We start from the raw sequence: 19,635 nt of genomic DNA on the forward strand, positions 1-19,635 counted from the left end.
AAGCACGGGGAAAATGAGCGACAGTTCCATACGCATGGGCAATCCGTCGGACCTTGAGCACCTGGCCAAGCTGCTCGACGGCAGAGGGAATCTGCGCGACCGGTTGGAGGAGGCCTTCACCCGGGCCTCTCACCTCGGGGTGCGGGACAAACTCAGCTCTCTCCAGCCGATGGTGCGCTGGACCGACGACACCTCCGTCGACCTGCGACGACGTGCGGCCATCCTGCGCGCCGAGAACGGTGATCCGCGGGCGGCCGCGCTGTACGCGGGCTTCAAGCCGGAGGATCTCAAGGGCGCGACCCTGCCGCCGGAGGCCATGCTCATAGCCAACGCCTCCGTCGCGGGAGGGGACAGGTTCGACGCGGGATGGCTGAAGCGCAAGCCGGGTGAGACGTACCAGGACTGGTTGCAGCGCATACCGGGCGACGCCGTCGCGAAGGTCGGCGGCAACGAGAACCTCGGTGAGGTCGTCGGTGACTACATCAACCTCACCGCGCTCGCCTCGACCGTCCCGGGCGCCTTCAAGATGGCCGCTTCGGGGACGCTGCACCTCATCAAGTACTTCAAGAACGGTACGTTCCTGAAGGCACCCGGTACGACCCTCGCCCAGATCCTCAAGGGCCGCGCTCCCTCCTACATACCGGCTCGCATAGCCAGGCTCGGCGCGAGCATCGGTGCGCGTACCCCGTCCGCCATCCTCAGCGCCCTCGGCGGATCCGACAGCCTCGCCCAGCTCCACGGCGGGAAGCTGTGGGCCTGGGAAGCCAACATCCTCAAGGTCGGCAAGAACGCGGGCGCGGCCTCGCGGGTCGCCGGGGCGAGCCGACTCGGCGGCTTCGCCTCGGGGGCGGGCGCCGCGCTGCGCACCGCCGGGTGGTGGCGGGCGGCGGGCATCGGCGGCAGCATCGTGGCCACGGGCGTCGGCGCGTTCGACGTCTACCAGGAGGGCAACCCTGTCGAGGCCTTCAAGCGGGACAAGGCCGGTTACGTCGCGAAGGTGTCCGGCGTGGCCTTCAACGCCTCGCTCACCGCCGCCATGATCGCGCCCAACCCCGTGACGATCGGCGCAGCCGTCGTCACCGGCGCGGTCTACGGCGTCGCCACCATCGTCGACAACTGGGACACCGTGAAGAAGTTCCCCGGCAAGGTCGCCGACGCCGGAGCCTGGGCCGGGGAGAAGATCGGCGAGGGGGCGGGGAAGCTCGCGGACGGAGCGAAGAGTCTCGGGAAGACCATCGGCGGCCTCTTCGGATAGTCGGATAGAACGAGGCGAAGGGACGGGTCCAGCCACATACGACAGGTGCTTCCCTTCGAGCCGGTGACTCTCTTCGAGGGTGTGTACGACCGCAATCTGTCGCCGCACGGGACGCCGATCTCGGTGCGGGGGCGGCTCCTGGACCGGCTGGACGACCGGTTCTCGTGCCGGCGGTGCATCCCAAGTTCCTCTTGCGTGAGGGAGAGGCTCGGCTTCGCCGTCCGCCCCGCGACCGCTTCGGGTGAGAAGCGCGTGCCGGCGTTCGCTCTTCCGGAGGACATCAAGGTGACGGTTGAGAGGGAGAAGACTGGGACGTCGCGTTCGCGGGTGACTTCGACCGGGTGGGGACGGACGGCCCGCACGGCGTACGTGAAGGGCGCGGGCCGGCTGCTCGTGAGTGAATCGTGCGGGCCTCGTGGCCGGTGGGTGACGAACCGTCCGGCGGTCGGCCGGGTCGGCGAGATGTCGGGACGGCAACAGATTCGCGGCCGCACACTGGGCGTGAGTCGTTCGGGGGCCGTACTCAACTGGGTTGCCTGTAACGCCGGTTGCAGTCGGGTAACGGCGGGTGTGGTGCGCTTCGCGTGCCCCGGCTCACCTTGAGGGGCCTATGTGCGGCTGATACCGTGCGATCGCTTGACACTCGCCTTCGCGTCGGTCAATTGCCCGGAACGGGCCCGATGTCCGGTGCATCCCGCATGCGGGGCCGCGGGGAGAGTGTCCGGACGTGCGGTGAACGCAGCGAATGCAGTGAATGCGATGAATGCAGTGAATGCGGTAGGCGCAAAGAAATTGGCAGACGATTTCTTGGTTGTACGGGGAGCTGTTGCGTGAAGATCCAGGAGCGTACGGGGGCGGGCGCGGGTCGTTCCGCGGGGCCGGTTCAGCCGGCGGTCGGTGACCGGCTTCCCACCCCACCGCGTGAACGCAAGCCCGCGCTGGCCGCGTTGGCGGTGCTGCTGATCCTGGTCGGGGCGCTCGGCGCGACCATGCTCGTGCTGCAGGCCGGGGACCGGGTCGAGGTCATCAAGGTGACCAGGGACATCCAGCCCGGCGAGTCCGTCACCAAGAGCGATGTGACCTCCGTGCTGGTCGCCGACGACGACAGCATCAACTACGTGAAGTGGTCGCAGCTCAACGCCCTGCGGAAGCTCAAGGCCAAGACCACGATCTACAAGGACACGGTCGTGATGGGGCAGATGTTCGCCGAAGGCGAGAGCCTCCCCGCCGGGAAGGCCTCTGTGGGCGTCGCCCTCAAGGAGGGCCAGTACCCGTCGGACATCAAGCCCGGCGACACCGTGGCCGTCTACAACGTGGACACCAGCGCCGGTTCGGACAAGACCGACTCGGCCGCCACGGCACCCGGCGGTCTCCTCGTCGACAACGCGAAGGTCAACACCAAGGCCGAGGAAAGCGACGCCACCGTCAGCACCGGCAATCTCTCGCTGACGCTGCTCGTCGACCAGGACGACGCCGCCGCCGTCGCCCGGAGCGCCTCCGCCGGCGCGGTGGCCGTCGTGCACGTCTCCGGCAAGTAGAAGGCGGCAGCAGACCCATGGCTCTCATCGCCCTCGCCGCCGACAAGGGTTCCCCCGGCGTCACCACCGCGGCCGTCGCCCTCGCGGCGGTCTGGCCGCGGCGCTCCCTGCTGGTCGAGGCCGACCCGGCGGGCGGCGACCTCGTGTACCGCAGCGCCGCCGCTCACGGCGGACAGCTCAACCCGAACATCGGCATGCTGTCGATCGCGGCGACCGCCCGTCGCGGCCTCGTCCCGGATCAACTCTGGGACCACGTCCAGCCGTTGAGCGGCGGCCTCGAAGTCGTCGTGGGGCTCGGGATCGCCGAGCAGGCGGCCGGTCTCGCCGGACTGTGGCCGACCCTCGGGCAGGCCTTCGCCTCGCTCGCCGACTCCCCGAACGCGGCCGCCGACGTCATCGCCGACTGCGGCCGCGTCAGCGGGGACACCCCGGCCGTGGAGCTGTTCCCGCAGGCCGCGCTGGTGCTGCTGATCTCCCGTACCGAGCCCGAGGCCATCGCCCGGGTCCGCGACCGCGCCGCCGCCCTGTCGGTGAGGCTGCACGGCGGCCCGCGTGGCGCCGCGAGCCTGGGCAACCCGGTGATCGGTGTCGTCCTCGTCGCCGACCCGGCCGAGGCGGGCAAGCTGGTCAACCAGGTCAACGACATGCTCGTACACGCCCAGACCGGCGCCCGGGTGGTCGGCACCATCGCCGACGACCCGTCCGGCGCCGAGCAGTTGGCCGGGCGCAAGCGTGGCCGGCTCGACAAGTCGCTGCTGATCCGCTCGGCCCGCAAGGTGGCCGCGGACCTCTACCAGCAGTACGGCGCCGCCTGGACCGTACCGCAGCAGGGGCCGGTCACCGGTCACGCGGGAGCCGGCCGATGACCGCTGTCGACCACCAGCTGGTCAAGCGGTTCCGGCAGGACGCCGGCGACCGTATCGCCGAGCAGCGCCGGCTCGACCAGGCCTCCGGCGTGACGCCGATGTCCAGCGAGGACGAACGGCAGTACGCCCGGGCGGTCATAGCCCAGATCCTCGAGGACCACGCCCGCACCGAGATCAACGCGGGCCGTACGCCGCTGGACGCCGAGACCGAGGAGCAGTACGCGGCTGCCGTGCACGCGGCGCTGTTCGGGGTGGGCCGGCTTCAGCCGCTGCTCGACGACCCCGAGGTCGAGAACATCGACATCAACGGCTGCGACCAGGTCTTCGTCGGCTACGCGGACGGCCGGGAGGTCAAGGGCGATCCCGTCGCCGAGACCGACGAGGAGCTCATCGAGCTCATCCAGGTGCTCGGCGCGTACTCGGGTCTGTCCTCCCGTCCCTTCGACTCCGCGAACCCGCAGCTCGACCTGAGGCTGCCGGACGGTTCGCGACTGTCGGCCGTCATGGACGTGGCCCGGCGCCCGGCGCTCTCCATCCGTCGAGCCCGCATGGGCAAGGTGTTCATCTCCGACCTCGTCGGCAACGGCACCATCGCCCCGGAACTCGGCCACTTCCTCGCCTGCGCCGTACGGGCCCGCAAGAACATCATGATCGCGGGGGCCACGAACGCCGGCAAGACGACGCTGCTGCGGGCCCTCGCGAACGAGATCCCGCCGCAGGAGCGGCTCATCACCGTCGAGCGCGCGCTGGAGCTCGGCCTCGACACCTTCCCCGAACTCCACCCCAACGTCGTGGCGTTCGAGGAGCGGCTGCCCAACTCCGAGGGCCAGGGCACCATCGCCATGGCCGAGCTCGTGCGCCGGTCGCTGCGTATGAACCCCTCCCGCGTCATCGTCGGCGAGGTGCTCGGCGACGAGATCGTGACGATGCTCAACGCGATGTCCCAGGGCAACGACGGCTCGCTGTCCACGATCCACGCCAACAGCTCCCACGAGGTCTTCAACCGCATCTCGACGTACGCCCTCCAGGCGTCCGAGCGACTGCCCATCGAGGCCAGCCAGATGCTGATCGCGGGCGCGGTGAACTTCGTCGTCTTCATCCAGCGGCGCAACAACTACCACAGCGGCGGCCGCCTCCAGCGTGTGGTGACCTCCGTGCGCGAGGTCAATGGCGTCGACGGCCGGGTGCTGTCCAGCGAGGTCTTCGCCGAGGCGCCCGACGGCCGGGTCGTGGCACACGCCCCCATAGCCTGCCTGGAGGAACTGATCGCCTACGGCTACCAGCCCCACGGAAGCTGGGGGTGAGCGCGATGACGACGCAATCGGCCCTCGGTTCGCTCGGCTCCATGGGCGGACTGTTCTCCACCACCGTCCTGTTCTCGATCGGCGCCGGCGTGGCCGTCGGCGGCGGACTCGCGCTGCTCGTGGTCGCGGTCCACGGGCTGCCGGCCAAGCCCGAGCACGAGAAGCAGAAGGCCGGCGAGCGCGCCGCCGAACTCATCCGGTTCGCCGGACAGCGCGGCTCGCTCGCGGCCCTCGTCGGCCTCGTCGTGCTGCTGCTCACCCGCTGGGCGGTGGCCGGTGTCGCGGCCGGCGTGCTCGTTTTCTTCTGGGACCGTCTCTTCGGCGGTGCCGGTGAGGAGCGGTCCGCCATGCGCCGCGTGGAGGCCCTCGCCTCCTGGACGGAGTCGCTGCGCGACACCATCGCGGGCGCGGTCGGCCTGGAGCAGGCCATCCCGGCGTCGGCCCGGGCGGCGGCCCCGGTCCTGCGGCCGCACCTGGACTCCCTGGTCGACCGGCTGCGCTCGCGCACCCCGCTGCCCGACGCGCTCCAGATCCTCGCCGACGAGATCGACGACGCGTCCGCCGACATCATCGTCGCGGCGCTGATCCTCAACGCACGGCTGCGCGGCCCCGGTCTGCGCCAGGTGCTTGGCGCGCTGGCCAAGTCGGCGCGCGAGGAGGTCGACATGCGTCAGCGCGTGATGGCCCAGCGTGCCTCGACGCGGCGCTCGGTGCAGATCGTGGTGGCGGTCTCGGTCGCCTTCGTGCTGGGTCTGTCCGTCTTCAACCGGGACTTCGTGGAGCCGTACGGCACCGCGGTCGGCCAGTTGGTCCTGGCCGTGGTCTGCGGCCTGTTCGCGCTCGGCTTCTGGTGGCTGCGCAAACTGTCCACCATCGAGACGCCCGAACGCTTCCTGGTGCGCGACGAGTCGGCGGTGCGCTTCGTACGGCCGCGGATGCCGGGCCAGCCGGGTCAGCCCCTGCCGGGCCAGGTTCCGCCGGGTCAGCCCCTGCCGGGTCAGGTTCCGCCGGGCCTGGCGCAGCCGTTCCCTCCGGAGGAAGGTGTACGCCGGTGAACCTGACGATGCCGATCACGGTCGGCGCGGTGCTGGGCCTGGGCGTCTACGCCCTCGTACGGGCGCTCATGCCGTCCAAGCGGAGCGCCGTCGCGCAGGTCGCGCGGATCGACGCGATGCGGGCGCGCGGGTCGGCGTACGAGTCGGCCCGCCAGACCCAGGACACCGGGCGTCTCGGCTCGCTGCGGGCCGAGGTCGGGGCCCGTGTCTCCGACTTCTACCTTCAGCAGGGCTGGGAGCAGCGCTCGCTGCGCGCGGACCTCGCCGTGCTGGACCGAAGCTGGGAGAAGTTCCTGGCGACGAAGGTCCTGCTGGCGACGGCGGGACTGTTCTTCGGACCCTTCCTGTTCGCGATCGTCTGGCAGTTGGGCTTCAGCTCCAGCCCGGTCATCCCGGTCTGGCTGGCGCTGCTGTGCGGGGCGCTGTTCTTCTTCCTGCCCGACCTGGAAGTGCGGCGGGACGCCGCCGAGAAGCGGCGCGACCTGCGGCGCGTGATCGGCGCGTACCTCGACCTGGTGTCGATGAGCCTGGCCGGCGGCCGGGGTCTGCCCGAGGCGCTGATGGCGGCCGCGGAGGTCTCCGACGGCTGGGCGACGCACCGCATCCGCAACGCGCTCGCCGACGCCCGTATCACCGGCATCAGCCAGTGGCAGGCACTCGGGCAACTGGGCGAGGAGCTCGGTGTGGAGGAGCTCAAGGACCTCTCCGCCTCCCTCGCCCTGGTCGCCGACGACGGCGCGAAGGTGCGCGAGTCGCTCGCCTCCCGCGCCGAGACCATGCGGCACCGCGAACTGGCCGAGATCGAGGGCAGCGCGGGCGAGAAGTCGCAGTCGATGCTCGTGGCCCAGCTGCTGCTGTGCGCCGGCTTCCTGGTGTTCCTGATCTTTCCCGCGGCGATGCGGGTGTTCCAGGTGTGACGCAGAGCCGAGACCGTTTTCAGAACTGCCGTGCATAGCCTCAACCGGCTGGATCAGCTGCGAATCGCTTCGAGAGGACAACTCATCATGAACGGACGGAACATCAGCACCGGGATCCCGGCCGTGGACTTCCTGGTCACCTTCTTCCAGGCGCGCGTCGAGCGCGCCCGCTCCGGCGAACTGGACCGCGGTGCCTCCGCGGTGGAGTGGGTCATCATCTCCGCCGTCGTGGTGGCGATCGTCGGCGTGGTGGCCGCGATCATCAACGCCGCGCTCAGTGACGGCGCCAACAAGGTCGGTGACTGCATCAAGGGCGCGAACGCGAGCGGCACCTGCTGAGCGGACGGACAACGGGTCGGACGGGGATACGGGGTTGCTCGTGGGCGTAGGCAGATGGATACGCCGCAGGGTGGACATGGCGCGTGACGCGGCGTCCACGCGCGGCGACTCCGGCATGACGGCGATCGAGTTCGTGCTGCTCACTCCCGTCCTCTTCTTCATGATTTTCGCTACGGTCCAGTTCGCGCTGTACTTCTTCGCCGATCACGTGGCCCAGGCGGCCGCCCAGGCCGGTGCCCGCAAGGCCCGCGCCACGGCCGACCAGCAGCCGGGTGCCTGGCGGGGCGAGGCGGGTGACGTGGTCGACACGTACATCCGCCAGCTCGGTCCGCAGCTCGTGCTCTCGCCGGACGTGACGATGCTCCAGCCGGAGCAGGACACGGTGGGCGTGGAGATCACGGCGCGGGTACCGGCGGTGTTCCCCGGGCTGGACCTGACGGTGCACGCGCAGTCGTCGGGGCCGGTGGAGCGGTTCGTGCGGGACGGGGTGAACTAGATGGACTCCTCGTGCAGCGGACGTCTCGCCTGTCGGCGGGAGCGTCTGACGCGGGACGACCGGGGCCTGTCCACGATCGAGGTCGTGATCCTCGCCCCGGTGATGATCCTGTTCATCCTCGTCCTGGTGGCCTTCGGCCAGCTGGTCGACGGCCGGGGCGCGCTCGACGGCGCGGCCCGGGACGCCGCCCGCGCGGGTTCGATCCAGAAGGACCACGGCACGGCGATCGCGGAGGCCCGCAAGGCGGCCGAGGCGGACCTGACGGACGTCTGTTCCGGGCCGGTGTCGGTGACGCAGACCAGCGCGGGCTTCGAGCCCGACACGATCTTCACGGTCGAGGTGAGCTGCGAGGTGCGCGGCCTGGCGATGCTGGGGCTGGACGTCCCGACGACGCTGACGGCGAGCTTCAGCTCACCGCTGGACCCCTTCCGGAGGACGGCGTGAGAGATCTCGTGCGCGCGGGGCGCATCTGGTGGGCCGCCCGGAGCTCGCGCCTGGACGACCGGGGTTCCGGCGCCGGCGCGGTCATCATCTTCGCGCTGGTCTTCCTCTCCCTCTCGGCCTTCGTCATCGACGGTGGCATGTCCATCTCCAAGCGGGAGCGGGCGGCCGACATCGCCGAACAGGCGGCCCGTTTCGCCGCCCAGGACATCGACCGCGAGGCCCTCTACGACAACCAGAACGGGCCCGCGCCGATCAACTTCGGCAACTGCGACGACCGGGTGAGGACCTTCGCCCGCGAGATGGACATGACCGGCACGGACATCGCCGCGAGCCACTGTGTCGCGGCCGACGCCCAACAGGTCCAGGTCGACATCCAGTTGACGTACTCCCCGGTCTTCACCGGCATGTTCTACGGCGGCGACGTGGTGGTACACGGCCGGGCGGTGGCGGAGAACGAGGTGGGCTGACCCGCCGGCCGGAGCTGTCCGGCGGATCGGCTCGGGCGAGCGGGATCCGGCGCGAGAGACGCGGCGAGTTCGGCAGGCAGCAGAGATGACAGAGGGACGGAATCACCCCATGCGGTACGAAGAGAAGATCCCCAGGACCTGGCTGACCATCACCACGGTCCTCTACGTCGTCGGCATCGGCTGGATGGCCGTGGGCACCGTGCCCGACGAGTGGGGCCTGTGGCTCGGTCTGTCGGCGATGTTCCTCGTACTGATCTGGGTGCCGTTCAACGCGGTTCCGCTGTCGAAGTACGTCTACAACCGCATCCAGATCGACGCGCAGACGCTGCGCGTGGGCCGGGAGCGGATCCCGCTCGCCGACCTCGACCCGGCGACCGTGCACGCACCGTCCCCCGGACCCGTCAACGCCCGTCTGGTGGGCGGCGGCTGGTCCGTTCCCATGGGGATGGACAGCGTGGTCATCACCACCCGCCGGGGCGAGGCCCTGGCCGTCCCCACCCGGGACGGCTCGGCGTTCCTCTCCGCGCTCGGCTCGGCCCTCGGCGTCGGACAGCCATGACGGCCGCCGCCTCCCTTACCCGGTGTCAGTGCGAGTCCATAAGATCTCCTTAGCCTTCTGTATGTTCAGCCCGCCCTGAACCACACCACCCCCGAACCACCCCGCCCGCCCCCTCCCCACACGACCCAGGACACCCGCCATGGCGCGACGCAGCACTCCAAGCCCGACGGGAAGTCCGTCGGGTCCGCGGAACCGTACGCCGCAGCCGGTGCGGCTGCGGCGGCGTACGTTCGGCGACTTCGTGAAGGCGTTCTTCGCCTTCGTCGCCCTGCTGGCGCTGGTCGTCGGCGTGCCGGGGGCGTTGGCCGTGTCGGTCGGGTGGCCGCTGCCCACCGGGGCGCCGAGCCTCGACTGGTTGCAGCAGGAGATCACGGTCACCACGTTCGTGCACATCCTGACCGTCGTCGTCTGGCTCGCCTGGGCGCAGTTCACCGCGTGCGTGCTCGTCGAGGTCAAGGCGGCGATGTCGGGTGTGGGCGTGCCGGGGCGGGTGCCCGGGTCCGGGCCCAGCCAGCTGCTCGCCCGCCAGCTCGTCGCCGCGCTGCTGCTGGTCGGCGCCACGGCCGCGAGCCTCACACCGGGGCTCTCGCAGCTCGGGCACGGCATGGAGGGCAACCAGAAGGGCACGGTCGCCGCCGCGCAGGCGACACCGGGACTGTTCGCGCAGCAGCAGGAGCAGGCCGCGTCCACCGCGGCCGCCCTCGCCGAGCAGGCGTCCCACGCCCAGGCCGACGCCGACAGCGGCCCGGCCAAGGCCGCTGACACGAAGTACTACCGGATCCAGCCGCCCGAGGGGCGCCACCACGACTCCCTGTGGGAGATCGCCCAGCGGCACCTCGGCGACGGGCGCCGGTACAAGGAGATCTACCAGCTCAACAAGGACCGGGTGCAGCCGGACGGTTCACGGCTGTCCGAGGCCAGTCTCATCCGGCCCGGCTGGATCATGGAGATGCCCGGGGACGCGCGGGGCGGCGACCTCGTGGAGATGCCCGACGCCCCCGCCACGGTCTCGCCCGAGGTCCAGCGGCAGATCCACGACTACGCCAAGTCGGGGGACCACGCGCAGGGCGGCGGCCACCAGCAGGGGGCCGGTGCCTCACGGGCGGCGCTGCCCGAGCAGCGGCCCGCCGGGGACGGCGGACAGCGGCACGAGCAGCACCAGCGGGCCTCCGCGCCCGAGTCGGACAGCTCCTCCTTCGGGCTGCCCGAGGCCCTGCTCGGGGCGCCGCTCCTGGCCGCCGGACTGCTCGGCGCCCTCGGCCGCCGGCGCCGTCAGGCGCTGTGGCAGTCGGCGATGGGAACCCTCGGCGGCCGTCGCGGCATGGAGCCGCCGATCCCGACGGGCGACGCCCTGGACGTCCAGGACGCGCTGCTCGTCGGCGCCGACCCCGAGGGCGTACGGCTGCTCGACCGGTCGCTGCGCGGCCTCGCCGCCTCCCTCGCCGACGAGTCACGCGCCCTGCCCACCGTGTACGCGGCCTGGCTCAGCAACGGCGACCTGCACCTCCAGCTCGCCCAGCCCGCGGGCAAGCCGCCCACGCCGTGGCAGCTCGGCCAGGACCAGACGTTCTGGGTGCTGGCCCGCAGCGACGCCGAGCGGTACGGCGACCTCGACACCGCCGCTCCCTACCCCGGCCTGGTCAGCCTCGGCACGATGGACGACTCGCGGCTGCTGCTCAACCTGGAGGCCGTGCCCGGCATCGTCTCGCTGAGCGGCCGTGAGGCCGACCGGGCCGCCGTGTTCGCGTCCGTCGCCGCCGAACTCGCCACCAACGGCTGGTCGGACCGGATGACCATCACGCTCGTCGGGTTCGGGCAGGACCTCACCCCGCTCGCGCCCAACCGGCTGCGCCACCTCGACGGCATCGAGGCGCTGATCGAGACGATGGAGGCCGAGACCCGGCAGCGGCGCGGCGCGCTCGGCGCCGCCGGACACGACTCCGTCCTCGTCGGACGCACCGGCCCCGCCCAGCACACCCGTTGGGCCCCGCACCTGGTGCTGCTTGCCGCCCAGCCGTCCGCCGAGGACGCCGTCAAGCTTGCCGAACTCGCCGCCGACGCAAGCCGTCTCGGCATCGGCTACCTGGTCGGCGCCGAGAGCGGTCAACTGCCCGGCGCCGCCTGGGAGATGGAGATCACTGGCGAGGGCACCCTGCGCGCCCCGCTGCTCGGCCTGGAACTGGCGGCCCAGATGCTGCCGGTGGCCCAGCAGCGTGCCGTGGTCGAGCTGTTCGTGCAGGCCGACCCCGAGCAGGGCCCGGACGGGCCGACGACCACCCCGCCGTTCCTCGTCGACATCAGCGAGCAGGGGCGGCCCGCGGTGTACGCGCGGCTCGTGGGCTCGTACGAGATCATCGGTCTGGACGCTCCCGACGGGGAGCGCAGCGCGCTGCTCCACGAGGCGCTGGCCCTGCTGCTCCTGCACCGCGAGGGCGTGCACCCGCGCGTGCTGTCCTCCGCGCTGTGGCCGCGCGGTGTCACCGACGACGTCCGCGACGCGCTCATCGACCGGCTGCGCGACTGGCTGGGCACCGACCCGGACGGTTCGCCCCGGCTCACCGCCGACGCGACCGGACGGCTCACCCTCGCCGAGTCCGTCGTCTCCGACCTGGACGTGCTGCGTTCGCTCTACCACGAGGCCACCCAGGGCAAGGGCGTCGACAGCCGGGTCGTGCGCGGCCGGCTGCTCACCGACGCGCTGGTGCTGGTGCGCGGCCCGCTGCTCGCCGACCGGGCCGAGGGCCGCTACCGCTGGCTCAACCACGAGATCGTCGACGCCCAGCTGCCGCTGCTCGTCGCCGACATCGGGCTCGCGCTGTCCGAGTTCCACCTGGAGAAGGGCCGCGCCGAGAAGGCCATCGAGGCGCTGGACGCGGCCGTGCGGACCGCCCCGGCCGACGAGCGGCTCTGGCACGAGCTGCTGCGCGCCACGCACGCCACCGACGACACGGAGCGGCTGACGGCGCTGGCCGCCGACCTCGTCGGCCGCAGCGGGGCGCGCGGCCTGCCGCCGCGTACCGAGGCACTGCTCGACGAACTGCTGCCGACCTGGCGCGACGGCGTCGCCGCGGCGGGATGAACACCCTCCTGGCGGTCGTCCTGGTCGCCGCCCTGTGGGGCGCGGCGACCGGCTTGCTGCTGCCCCGGCCCGCGCACCGCTTCTCCGTGCCGCCGGGGGAGGCGTGGCGCCAGGACTGCCCGGGCGGGCATCCCGTCCCGGGGTGGGCCGGAGTGGCACGGTGCGCGCGGTGCCCGCGCGCCGAGTCCTGGTACGGCCCCGGCACCGCGCCGCTCGCCCTCGCCACCGCGCTGGTGTGCGCGGCCCTCGCCGCCGCCACCGGCACCCGGCCCGAGCTCGTCGTGTGGCTGCTGCTCGCGCCCGTCGGCGTGCTGCTGGCGGTCGTCGACTTCCGGGTGCAGCGGCTGCCCGACGTCCTCACCCTGCCGTTCGCGGCCGCCGCCCTCGCCCTGCTGGGCGTGGCCGCCCTGCTGCCGGAGCACGCGGGCGACTGGCTCACCGCGCTGTGGGGCGCGCTGGCCCTCGGCGGCGGCTACTTCGTGCTGTTCCTCATCAACCCCGGCGGGATGGGCTTCGGCGATGTGAAGCTGGCCCTCGGCACCGGCGCCGTCCTCGGCTGGTACGGCTGGCCGACGGTGATGCTCGGCACCTTCGCCGGATTCCTGTTCGGAGCCGTGTACGGCGGGGTCCTCGTCGTCGCGCGGGGCGCCGGGCGCAAGACGTCCATCGCGTTCGGGCCGTTCCTGATCGCGGGGGCCTTCGCGGGGCTGCTGATCGGCGCGTACGCGGCCTGACGCAGGCGGGACGAAGCGGCTGGCGTAGGCTGGCTCGGTCCGTCCACAAGCCTTGACGAAAGGGACGCTCCGGTGACCGAGAAGGCCGAGCTCACGTCTTTTGATGTCACAGCCGTGCTCGACCGTGCGGCGGCGGGCGGACGCATCACGCCGGAGGAGGCGCTCGTCCTCTACCGTGACGCCCCGCTGCACGCGCTGGGCGCCGCCGCCGACGCCGTACGCCGCCGCCGGTACGCCGGTACGGAGCACATCGCGACGTACATCATCGAGCGCAACATCAACTACACGAACGTGTGCGTCACGGCGTGCAGGTTCTGCGCGTTCTACGCGGCCCCCAAGGACACCGCCAAGGGCTGGAGCCGAGACCTCGACGACATCCTGCGCCGCTGCGCCGAGACCGTCGAACTGGGCGGCACCCAGATCATGTTCCAGGGCGGACACCACCCGGACTACGGCGTCGAGTACTACGAGAAGCACTTCGCCGCCATCAAGCGGGAGTTCCCGCAGCTCGTCATCCACAGCCTGGGGGCGAGCGAGGTCGAGCACATGGCCCGGATCTCGAAGGTGTCGGTCGAGGAGGCCATCACCCGGATCCACGCGGCCGGTCTCGACTCCTTCGCGGGGGCCGGCGCCGAGTTGCTGCCCGAGCGGCCGCGCAAGGCGATCGCCCCGCTGAAGGAGAGCGGCGAACGCTGGCTGGAGATCATGGAGACCGCGCACGAGCTGGGCGTCGAGTCCACCTCCACGATGCTCATGGGCACCGGTGAGACCAACGCCGAACGCATCGAGCACCTGCGGATGATCCGTGACGTCCAGGACCGTACGGGCGGCTTCCGCGCCTTCATCCCGTACACCTACCAGCCCGAGAACAACCACCTGAAGGGCCGCACCCAGGCCACGCTCTTCGAGTACCTGCGGATGATCGCCATCGCGCGGCTGTTCATGGACAACGTCGCCCACATCCAGGGCTCGTGGCTGACCACCGGCAAGGAGGTCGGCCAGCTGTCCCTGCACTACGGCGCCGACGACCTCGGCTCGATCATGCTGGAGGAGAACGTCGTCTCCTCCGCCGGCGCCAAGCACCGCTCCAACCGCCTGGAGATCATCGACCTGATCCGCAAGGCGGGACGGGTCCCGGCCCAGCGGACCACGACGTACGAGCACATCGTCGTGCACGACGACCCGGCGGACGACCCCGTCGACGAGCGCGTCATGTCGCACATCTCGTCCACGGCGATCGAAGGCGGTACGGCGCACCCCGAGCTGAAGCTGCTCGCGCCCAACTGACCCGCGCGTGCTGACGATCCACGCCGCCGACCTGGTGGCCACAGGGGACGGGCGGCCCGTCCTGCCGGGCGGCGCGGTACTCGTCGACGGTCCGCGACTGGCGGCCGTCGGTCCCTACGAGGAACTGGCGGCCGGGCACCCGACGGCCCGCGTCCGCCGCTGGCCGGGGCTGCTCACCCCCGGCCTGCTGAACCCGTACGGGCCCGAACTGCTGGAGCGGGCCTACCATCCCGACCCGCGCGAGGCCGACGAACTGGGCGTCGAACCGCTCACCGGTGAGGCCCTCGCCGCGCTCGCCATGACCGACGCCCGCTGGGGCGCGAGCGCGCGGCGCGGGGCACAGCGGATGCTGGCGCACGGAACCGCCGCCGTGGCGGGCGCGTTGGGGCGGCGGCCCGCGGTGCTCGACGCGGTGCGCCGCGCGGGGATCACCGTCGAGCCACGCCTCGCACCGCCCACCGGACCCCCGTCCCTGGACCCGCTGGCCTCGGCGGAGAGCCTGGCGGCGGCGTTCGCGGGGCCGTTGACCGCTGCCGGGCGGGCGGTGGGGGTGGACCCGCAGGCGGGTCCGTCCGACGGGCGTCGGGTGGAGGCGGGTTCGCGACCGCTCGCGTCCGCCGGGATCACGACGCCCGCCGGGATCACGACGCCCGCCGGGATCACGACGCCCACCGGGATCGCGACGTTCGCCGTGTTCGACGTCCCGGACGAGGCGGCCCTGCTGGAGCGCGGGGCCGCGACCTGCGTGGCCACGGTCGTCGCGGGTCGTCTGGTGCACCGGCGCAGGTAGGCCCGTCGCGGGGTGCCGCCCGTCGCCCGCGGTCCGGCCCCGGCACGGCGCGGCAGACCCGGCCCGGCAGGGCATCGGCCGCGGGTCTAGCCCGACAGCGCCTGCGCGAACGCCCCCGAACTCTGCTTCACCCCGCTGCAATTGGTCGCCGCGTCGTCCTGTGACGCCTGGCCGGCCGCGCACTGCTGGTCGCGGAAGGTGGACCACATGGACACCCAGGCGATCTCCTTCTCCTCGGCGAACGTCCGCACCTCGGCCGCGTCCGACAGCGAGAACGTCTCGTTGTCGACGTCGTTCACGCCGATCATCGAGGTGAGGGCCATGCCCCGCCAGGCGGCCGCGTCCGACAGACCGAAGACGTCCTTCAGCTGGGTGTGGGTGGCCTTGGCCGAGGTGAGCGCGTACTCGCCCATGTCGGCGGCGTACGACTCCCCGTAGTTCATCGTCATGATGTTCACCACGGAGACCTGGACGTCGTACTTGTTGGCGGAGTCCAGCAGCGCGAGACCGTCGGAGTCGAGCCCTTCCGGCATCACGGGGAGGGTGAAGGAGACTTCGAGGCCGGGACGGTCCTTCTGCAGCGAGGCGATCGCCTCGGAACGCAGGGCGACCGAGGCGGAGTCGGTCAGTTGGGTGCCCTCGATGTCGAAGTCGGCCCGGGTCGCGCCCACCGCGTCCAGTGCCGCGCCATAGGCGTCCGCCAGCTCGGAGGCGCTGTCGCAGACCGACGCCAGTTCCTTGCCGGAGGCCCCGCCGAAGGAGACGCGCACCGCGGCGCCGGACTCCGCCAGCTTCGAGACGCGGGACTTCACGGCCGGGTCCCCGATGACCTCGGTGCCGTTCCACTTCGGCGTACAACTGTTGCCGTCCGAGATCACGAAAGCCAGGTTGTACGTCGTCGGAGAGCCCGCGGAGTCGGTCCCGGACGCCTCTCCCGCGCTGACGTACGGCTCGTACGCCGTGCTCGGCGTCGCGCTCTCCGACGCGGTCTGCGAGGGTGCGGCGCTGGTCTCCTCCGGTGCCGCGGGTGCCGCGTCCGACACGTCGCCGGACCCCGCGGAGCACCCTGTCATGGCAAGGGCGAACAGACAGGTCAGCCCGGCCACCGGCCTCAGGAAACCCCTCATCGCGTATGCACCCGCTCTCATGATTTCTGTCTCAGCGTGGAAACAAAGCGTGATTGCCGAGTGGAAATGTCTCACACCGGGCTGTGGTCGTTCATGGACAGGAAACGCACAGGCTTTCCGAAGGAAAGACCGGGCGATGAGGGCAAATCGCCCTCGCGAAAAGGGCATTAAGCCCGTCCCTTCCGGCGTGGGGTCACGCAGGTATTTCGGGTTTCTCTCAGGAAGAAGACAGGTTGACGTATTCCTCATGGCCGCTTCACAAGCAAGCCAAAGAGGTCGGCACACAATGACTCCCTACTATCCGTGGAATGTATTCAGAGACCGCCATCGAAAGTCGTGGCGCCGACCGTGGTCGCCGTCGCAAACGCGGCGACGCCTCCGCAGAGGGGCCCGTGTTCGTTGACAACTCAGGACGCAGATCGAAGCTGCTGCGTCGGATCGGCCTCCTCCTCGGCGTCGTCTGCCTCGCGTACGCGGGTGTGCTCGGCGCCGCCTTCATGGGCTGGGGCACCTCGCTGAACCCGTCCTCGCTGCTGCCGTTCGGCGGCGACGCGCGCGGTGGGCGGGGTCCGGGCGGCCTCCGGCCCGACGGCGGTACCGGCAGCCGGATCGGCCGGCCCAGCGGCATCCCGTCGGCTTCCCCCTCGGACGCCGCCACCCCGCCGACCTCCTCCGCGTCCGCCGTCGCGGCCACCGACTGACCGGAGCGCAGCCACCCTCATGACGACGAATTCCTCCCGCCGCCGACGGCGCGCCCCCACCCGTTTCGAACGTGCGGCGGGCAGGGCCGCCGCGTTGCAGAAACCGCGTGTCATCCTCGCGTTGCTGCTCCTGCTCGCCCTGACCTGCGTGATGCTGCTCGACGGCTATCTGCGCGCCGAGGTCGGCGGCGACGAGCGGGTCCGCGACGGAGCCGGCGCCGACAAGGTCCCCGCCAAGATCCTCGACGGCGGCCCGATCCTCACCTTCCGCGGCGGTCAGGCCACGAGCGTCTCCGTACCGGACAAGACGATCGCCCTCACCTTCGACGACGGCCCGAACCCCACCTGGACCCCCCAGGTCCTGAAGATCCTCCAGGAGAACGACATCCCCGGCACGTTCTTCCTGGTCGGCTCGATGGTCTCGCGTTACCCGGGCATCGTGAAGACGATGGTCGATCAGGGCAACGAGGTCGGTGTCCACACTTTCACCCATGTCGACCTTTCGTACCAGAGTGACGCCCGCGTCGACCGGGAATTGGAACAGACACAACTCGCGCTGGCGGGCGCGGCCGGCATCACCACCACACTGTTCCGCGCGCCGTACTCCTCGGAGACGGACGCGATCGACGACTACAGCTGGCCCGTCTACAAGAAGCTCGGCGAGGACGGCTACACCAGCGTCTTCGTCGACACCGACAGCGACGACTGGAAGAAGCCGGGCGTCTCGAACATCGTCAAGTGGGCCACGCCGAGCGGCACCGACGGCGCGTCGGTCCTGTTCCACGACGCGGGCGGCGAACGCTCGCAGACGATCAAGGCGCTGCCGCAGTACATCAAGAAGATGAAGGCGAAGGGCTACACCTTCACCACCATCAGCGGCGTCATGCAGGAGGACGCCGCGGCGGACGCGGGGTCGGGGTCCGCCGGGGGGTCGGGTTCCGGTTCGGGGTCGGGTGCCGGTTCGGACGAGGAGCGGGCGGCGGGCGTCGCCGAGACCGGGGTGACCGGCGAGCAGCCCGGCGGGACCCGGCCGAACGGCGCCGGCACCACCACCGGTACCGCCTCCCGGCTCCAGGCCGCCCACCGGCAGGCCACCGGCGCCACCCTCTACGAGGGCAAGGCCCTGATCGTGGCGGTCGCCGTCGCCGAGTGGACGGTACCCGTGCTCTCGGTCGGGCTCCTGGCCGTGGGCGTCGCCGTCATGGGCCGCTTCGGGATGATGCTGATCCTGGCCCGCCGCCACTACCGGCAGCGCAACAGACGCCGCTTCGGCTGGGGGCCGAGGGTCACCCGGCCGGTCAGCGTGATCGTGCCCGCGTACAACGAGAAGGAGTGCATCGCCAACACGCTCGCGTCGCTGGCGCGGAGCACCCATCCGATCGAGATCATCGTCGTCGACGACGGCTCCACGGACGGTACGTCGGAGATCGCGCGCGGTGCGGCCGAGTCGCTCGGCATGACGAACGTCCGCGTCATCCGCCAGGAGAACGCGGGCAAACCCGCCGCCCTCAACAACGGCGTGCGCAGCGCGAGCCACGACCTCGTCGTGATGATGGACGGCGACACCGTCTTCGAGCCGGACGCCGTGCACCAGCTCGTGCAGCCCTTCGCCGACCCCGAGGTCGGCGCTGTCGCGGGCAACGCCAAGGTCGGCAACCGCGACACGATCATCGGCGCCTGGCAGCACATCGAGTACGTGATGGGCTTCAACCTCGACCGCCGCATGTACGACCTGCTGCGCTGCATGCCCACCATCCCCGGCGCGATCGGCGCCTTCCGCCGGGACGCCGTGCTGGACGTCGGCGGTATGAGCGAGGACACCCTCGCCGAGGACACCGACATCACCATCGCCATGCACCGCGGCGGCTGGCGGGTCGTCTACCAGGAGCACGCCAAGGCCTGGACCGAGGCGCCCGGTTCGCTCCAGCAGCTGTGGTCCCAGCGCTACCGGTGGTCGTACGGCACCATGCAGGCGCTGTGGAAGCACCGCAAGTCCCTCACGGACAGGGGGCCGTCCGGCCGCTTCGGCCGGGTCGGCATGCCACTGGTCGTGATCTTCCAGATCATCACGCCGGTCTTCGCCCCGCTCATCGACGTGTTCACCGTCTACTCGATGATCTTCGTCGACTTCCAGGCGGCGCTGTACGCGTGGCTGGCGGTGCTGGGCGTGCAGCTCTTCTGCGCCGCGTACGCCTTCCGGCTCGACCGGGAGAGGTACCGCTACCTGCTGATGATGCCGCTCCAGCAGCTGGCCTACCGCCAGATGATGTACCTCGTCCTCATCCACTCCTGTATCACCGCCCTCACCGGTGGCCGGCTGCGCTGGCAGAAGCTCAAGCGCACCGGCGAGGTCGGCACCCCGGCGGGGGCGAGCCGATGAGCTGGGACGCGGAACAGCAGCAGCCGTACCAGTGGGGGTATCCGCAGCAGGGGTACGGATATGAGTACGGGTACGAGTACGGCTACGCGCCCGGGCAGGGCTATGAGTACGGCGGTCAGGAGGAGCAGGCCTACGTCCAGCAGCCGTATCCCGGGCGGCATCGGCGTCAGGGTCAGCATCACCTTCAGGAGCCGCACCAGCCGGTCGCCGAGCCGGTCGAGGGCCGGTCGCCGAGGTCGACGTCGCCGACCACGTCCGCGGTGCGGATGTAGAACTGCGGGCGGTAGCCGGTCGACA

The 19,635-nt window shown here is 71.2% G+C and carries 18 protein-coding genes; 17 read left to right on the forward strand and 1 reads right to left on the reverse strand.

The annotated features are described in order from the left end of the window. Nucleotides 1-13: 13 nt before the first annotated feature. The 15 genes from ACWCQK_RS31295 (at nt 14) to ACWCQK_RS31365 (ending at nt 15,130) form a co-directional block, all read left to right on the forward strand. A complete protein-coding gene (locus ACWCQK_RS31295) occupies nt 14-1,255 on the forward strand; it encodes a mucin-2 (protein WP_451160688.1) in 1,242 nt (413 codons plus the stop codon). Between the two features lie 830 nt (nt 1,256-2,085). Then, entirely contained in the window at nt 2,086-2,793 is a 708-nt protein-coding gene (locus tag ACWCQK_RS31300) for a hypothetical protein (protein ID WP_451160690.1), read from the forward strand. A gap of 17 nt (nt 2,794-2,810) precedes the next feature. Continuing rightward, nucleotides 2,811-3,659: a hypothetical protein gene (locus tag ACWCQK_RS31305; RefSeq protein ID WP_451160692.1), complete on the forward strand. Its 849-nt coding sequence runs from the start codon at nt 2,811-2,813 to the stop codon at nt 3,657-3,659. Then, nucleotides 3,656-4,963, forward strand: coding sequence for a CpaF family protein (locus tag ACWCQK_RS31310; RefSeq protein ID WP_451160694.1), 1,308 nt, complete (start codon nt 3,656-3,658; stop codon nt 4,961-4,963). Before ACWCQK_RS31305 ends, ACWCQK_RS31310 begins: the two co-directional genes overlap by 4 nt. Nucleotides 4,964-5,004: 41 nt before the next feature. After that, complete coding sequence (locus tag ACWCQK_RS31315; protein WP_451160726.1) at nt 5,005-6,018, forward strand: type II secretion system F family protein; 1,014 nt, start codon at nt 5,005-5,007, stop codon at nt 6,016-6,018. Continuing rightward, nucleotides 6,015-6,935 carry a type II secretion system F family protein gene (locus ACWCQK_RS31320; RefSeq protein ID WP_451160696.1) on the forward strand — a complete coding sequence of 307 codons (921 nt, stop codon included), beginning with the start codon at nt 6,015-6,017 and terminating at the stop codon, nt 6,933-6,935. The genes ACWCQK_RS31315 and ACWCQK_RS31320 overlap by 4 nt, the downstream gene beginning before the upstream one ends. A gap of 87 nt (nt 6,936-7,022) precedes the next feature. Then, nucleotides 7,023-7,274: a hypothetical protein gene (locus tag ACWCQK_RS31325; RefSeq protein WP_385777646.1), complete on the forward strand. Its 252-nt coding sequence runs from the start codon at nt 7,023-7,025 to the stop codon at nt 7,272-7,274. A 76-nt stretch (nt 7,275-7,350) separates the two neighbouring features. Then, complete coding sequence (locus ACWCQK_RS31330; RefSeq protein WP_451160698.1) at nt 7,351-7,770, forward strand: TadE family protein; 420 nt, start codon at nt 7,351-7,353, stop codon at nt 7,768-7,770. After that, nucleotides 7,771-8,214 (forward strand): TadE/TadG family type IV pilus assembly protein, encoded by a 444-nt coding sequence (locus tag ACWCQK_RS31335; protein ID WP_451160700.1) that lies wholly within the window; start codon nt 7,771-7,773, stop codon nt 8,212-8,214. Further along, nucleotides 8,211-8,681, forward strand: a complete 471-nt coding sequence (locus tag ACWCQK_RS31340) for a pilus assembly protein TadG-related protein (RefSeq protein WP_451160702.1) — start codon at nt 8,211-8,213, stop codon at nt 8,679-8,681. The genes ACWCQK_RS31335 and ACWCQK_RS31340 overlap by 4 nt, the downstream gene beginning before the upstream one ends. Nucleotides 8,682-8,790: 109 nt before the next feature. Continuing rightward, a complete protein-coding gene (locus tag ACWCQK_RS31345; RefSeq protein WP_451160704.1) occupies nt 8,791-9,240 on the forward strand; it encodes a hypothetical protein in 450 nt (149 codons plus the stop codon). Between the two features lie 139 nt (nt 9,241-9,379). Beyond that, complete coding sequence (locus ACWCQK_RS31350; protein ID WP_451160706.1) at nt 9,380-12,319, forward strand: BTAD domain-containing putative transcriptional regulator; 2,940 nt, start codon at nt 9,380-9,382, stop codon at nt 12,317-12,319. Then, nucleotides 12,316-13,053, forward strand: coding sequence for a prepilin peptidase (locus ACWCQK_RS31355; protein ID WP_451160708.1), 738 nt, complete (start codon nt 12,316-12,318; stop codon nt 13,051-13,053). Before ACWCQK_RS31350 ends, ACWCQK_RS31355 begins: the two co-directional genes overlap by 4 nt. A 72-nt stretch (nt 13,054-13,125) precedes the next feature. After that, nucleotides 13,126-14,340 (forward strand): cyclic dehypoxanthinyl futalosine synthase, encoded by a 1,215-nt coding sequence (mqnC, locus tag ACWCQK_RS31360; protein ID WP_451160710.1) that lies wholly within the window; start codon nt 13,126-13,128, stop codon nt 14,338-14,340. Nucleotides 14,341-14,347: 7 nt separating this feature from the next. After that, nucleotides 14,348-15,130: an amidohydrolase family protein gene (locus ACWCQK_RS31365; protein WP_451160712.1), complete on the forward strand. Its 783-nt coding sequence runs from the start codon at nt 14,348-14,350 to the stop codon at nt 15,128-15,130. An 86-nt stretch (nt 15,131-15,216) separates the two neighbouring features. On the opposite strand, the gene ACWCQK_RS31370 is transcribed toward ACWCQK_RS31365, so the two are convergent. Next, nucleotides 15,217-16,257, reverse strand: a complete 1,041-nt coding sequence (locus ACWCQK_RS31370) for a hydrolase (RefSeq protein WP_451160728.1) — start codon at nt 16,255-16,257, stop codon at nt 15,217-15,219. A 392-nt stretch (nt 16,258-16,649) separates the two neighbouring features. Between ACWCQK_RS31370 and ACWCQK_RS31375 the strand changes: the two genes are divergently transcribed. Beyond that, nucleotides 16,650-16,958: a hypothetical protein gene (locus tag ACWCQK_RS31375; protein WP_451160714.1), complete on the forward strand. Its 309-nt coding sequence runs from the start codon at nt 16,650-16,652 to the stop codon at nt 16,956-16,958. Nucleotides 16,959-16,977: 19 nt separating this feature from the next. Then, nucleotides 16,978-19,338, forward strand: coding sequence for a bifunctional polysaccharide deacetylase/glycosyltransferase family 2 protein (locus ACWCQK_RS31380; protein ID WP_451160716.1), 2,361 nt, complete (start codon nt 16,978-16,980; stop codon nt 19,336-19,338). The last annotated feature ends 297 nt before the right edge of the window (nt 19,339-19,635 follow it).

Source organism: Streptomyces sp. NPDC002306 (assembly GCF_053593435.1).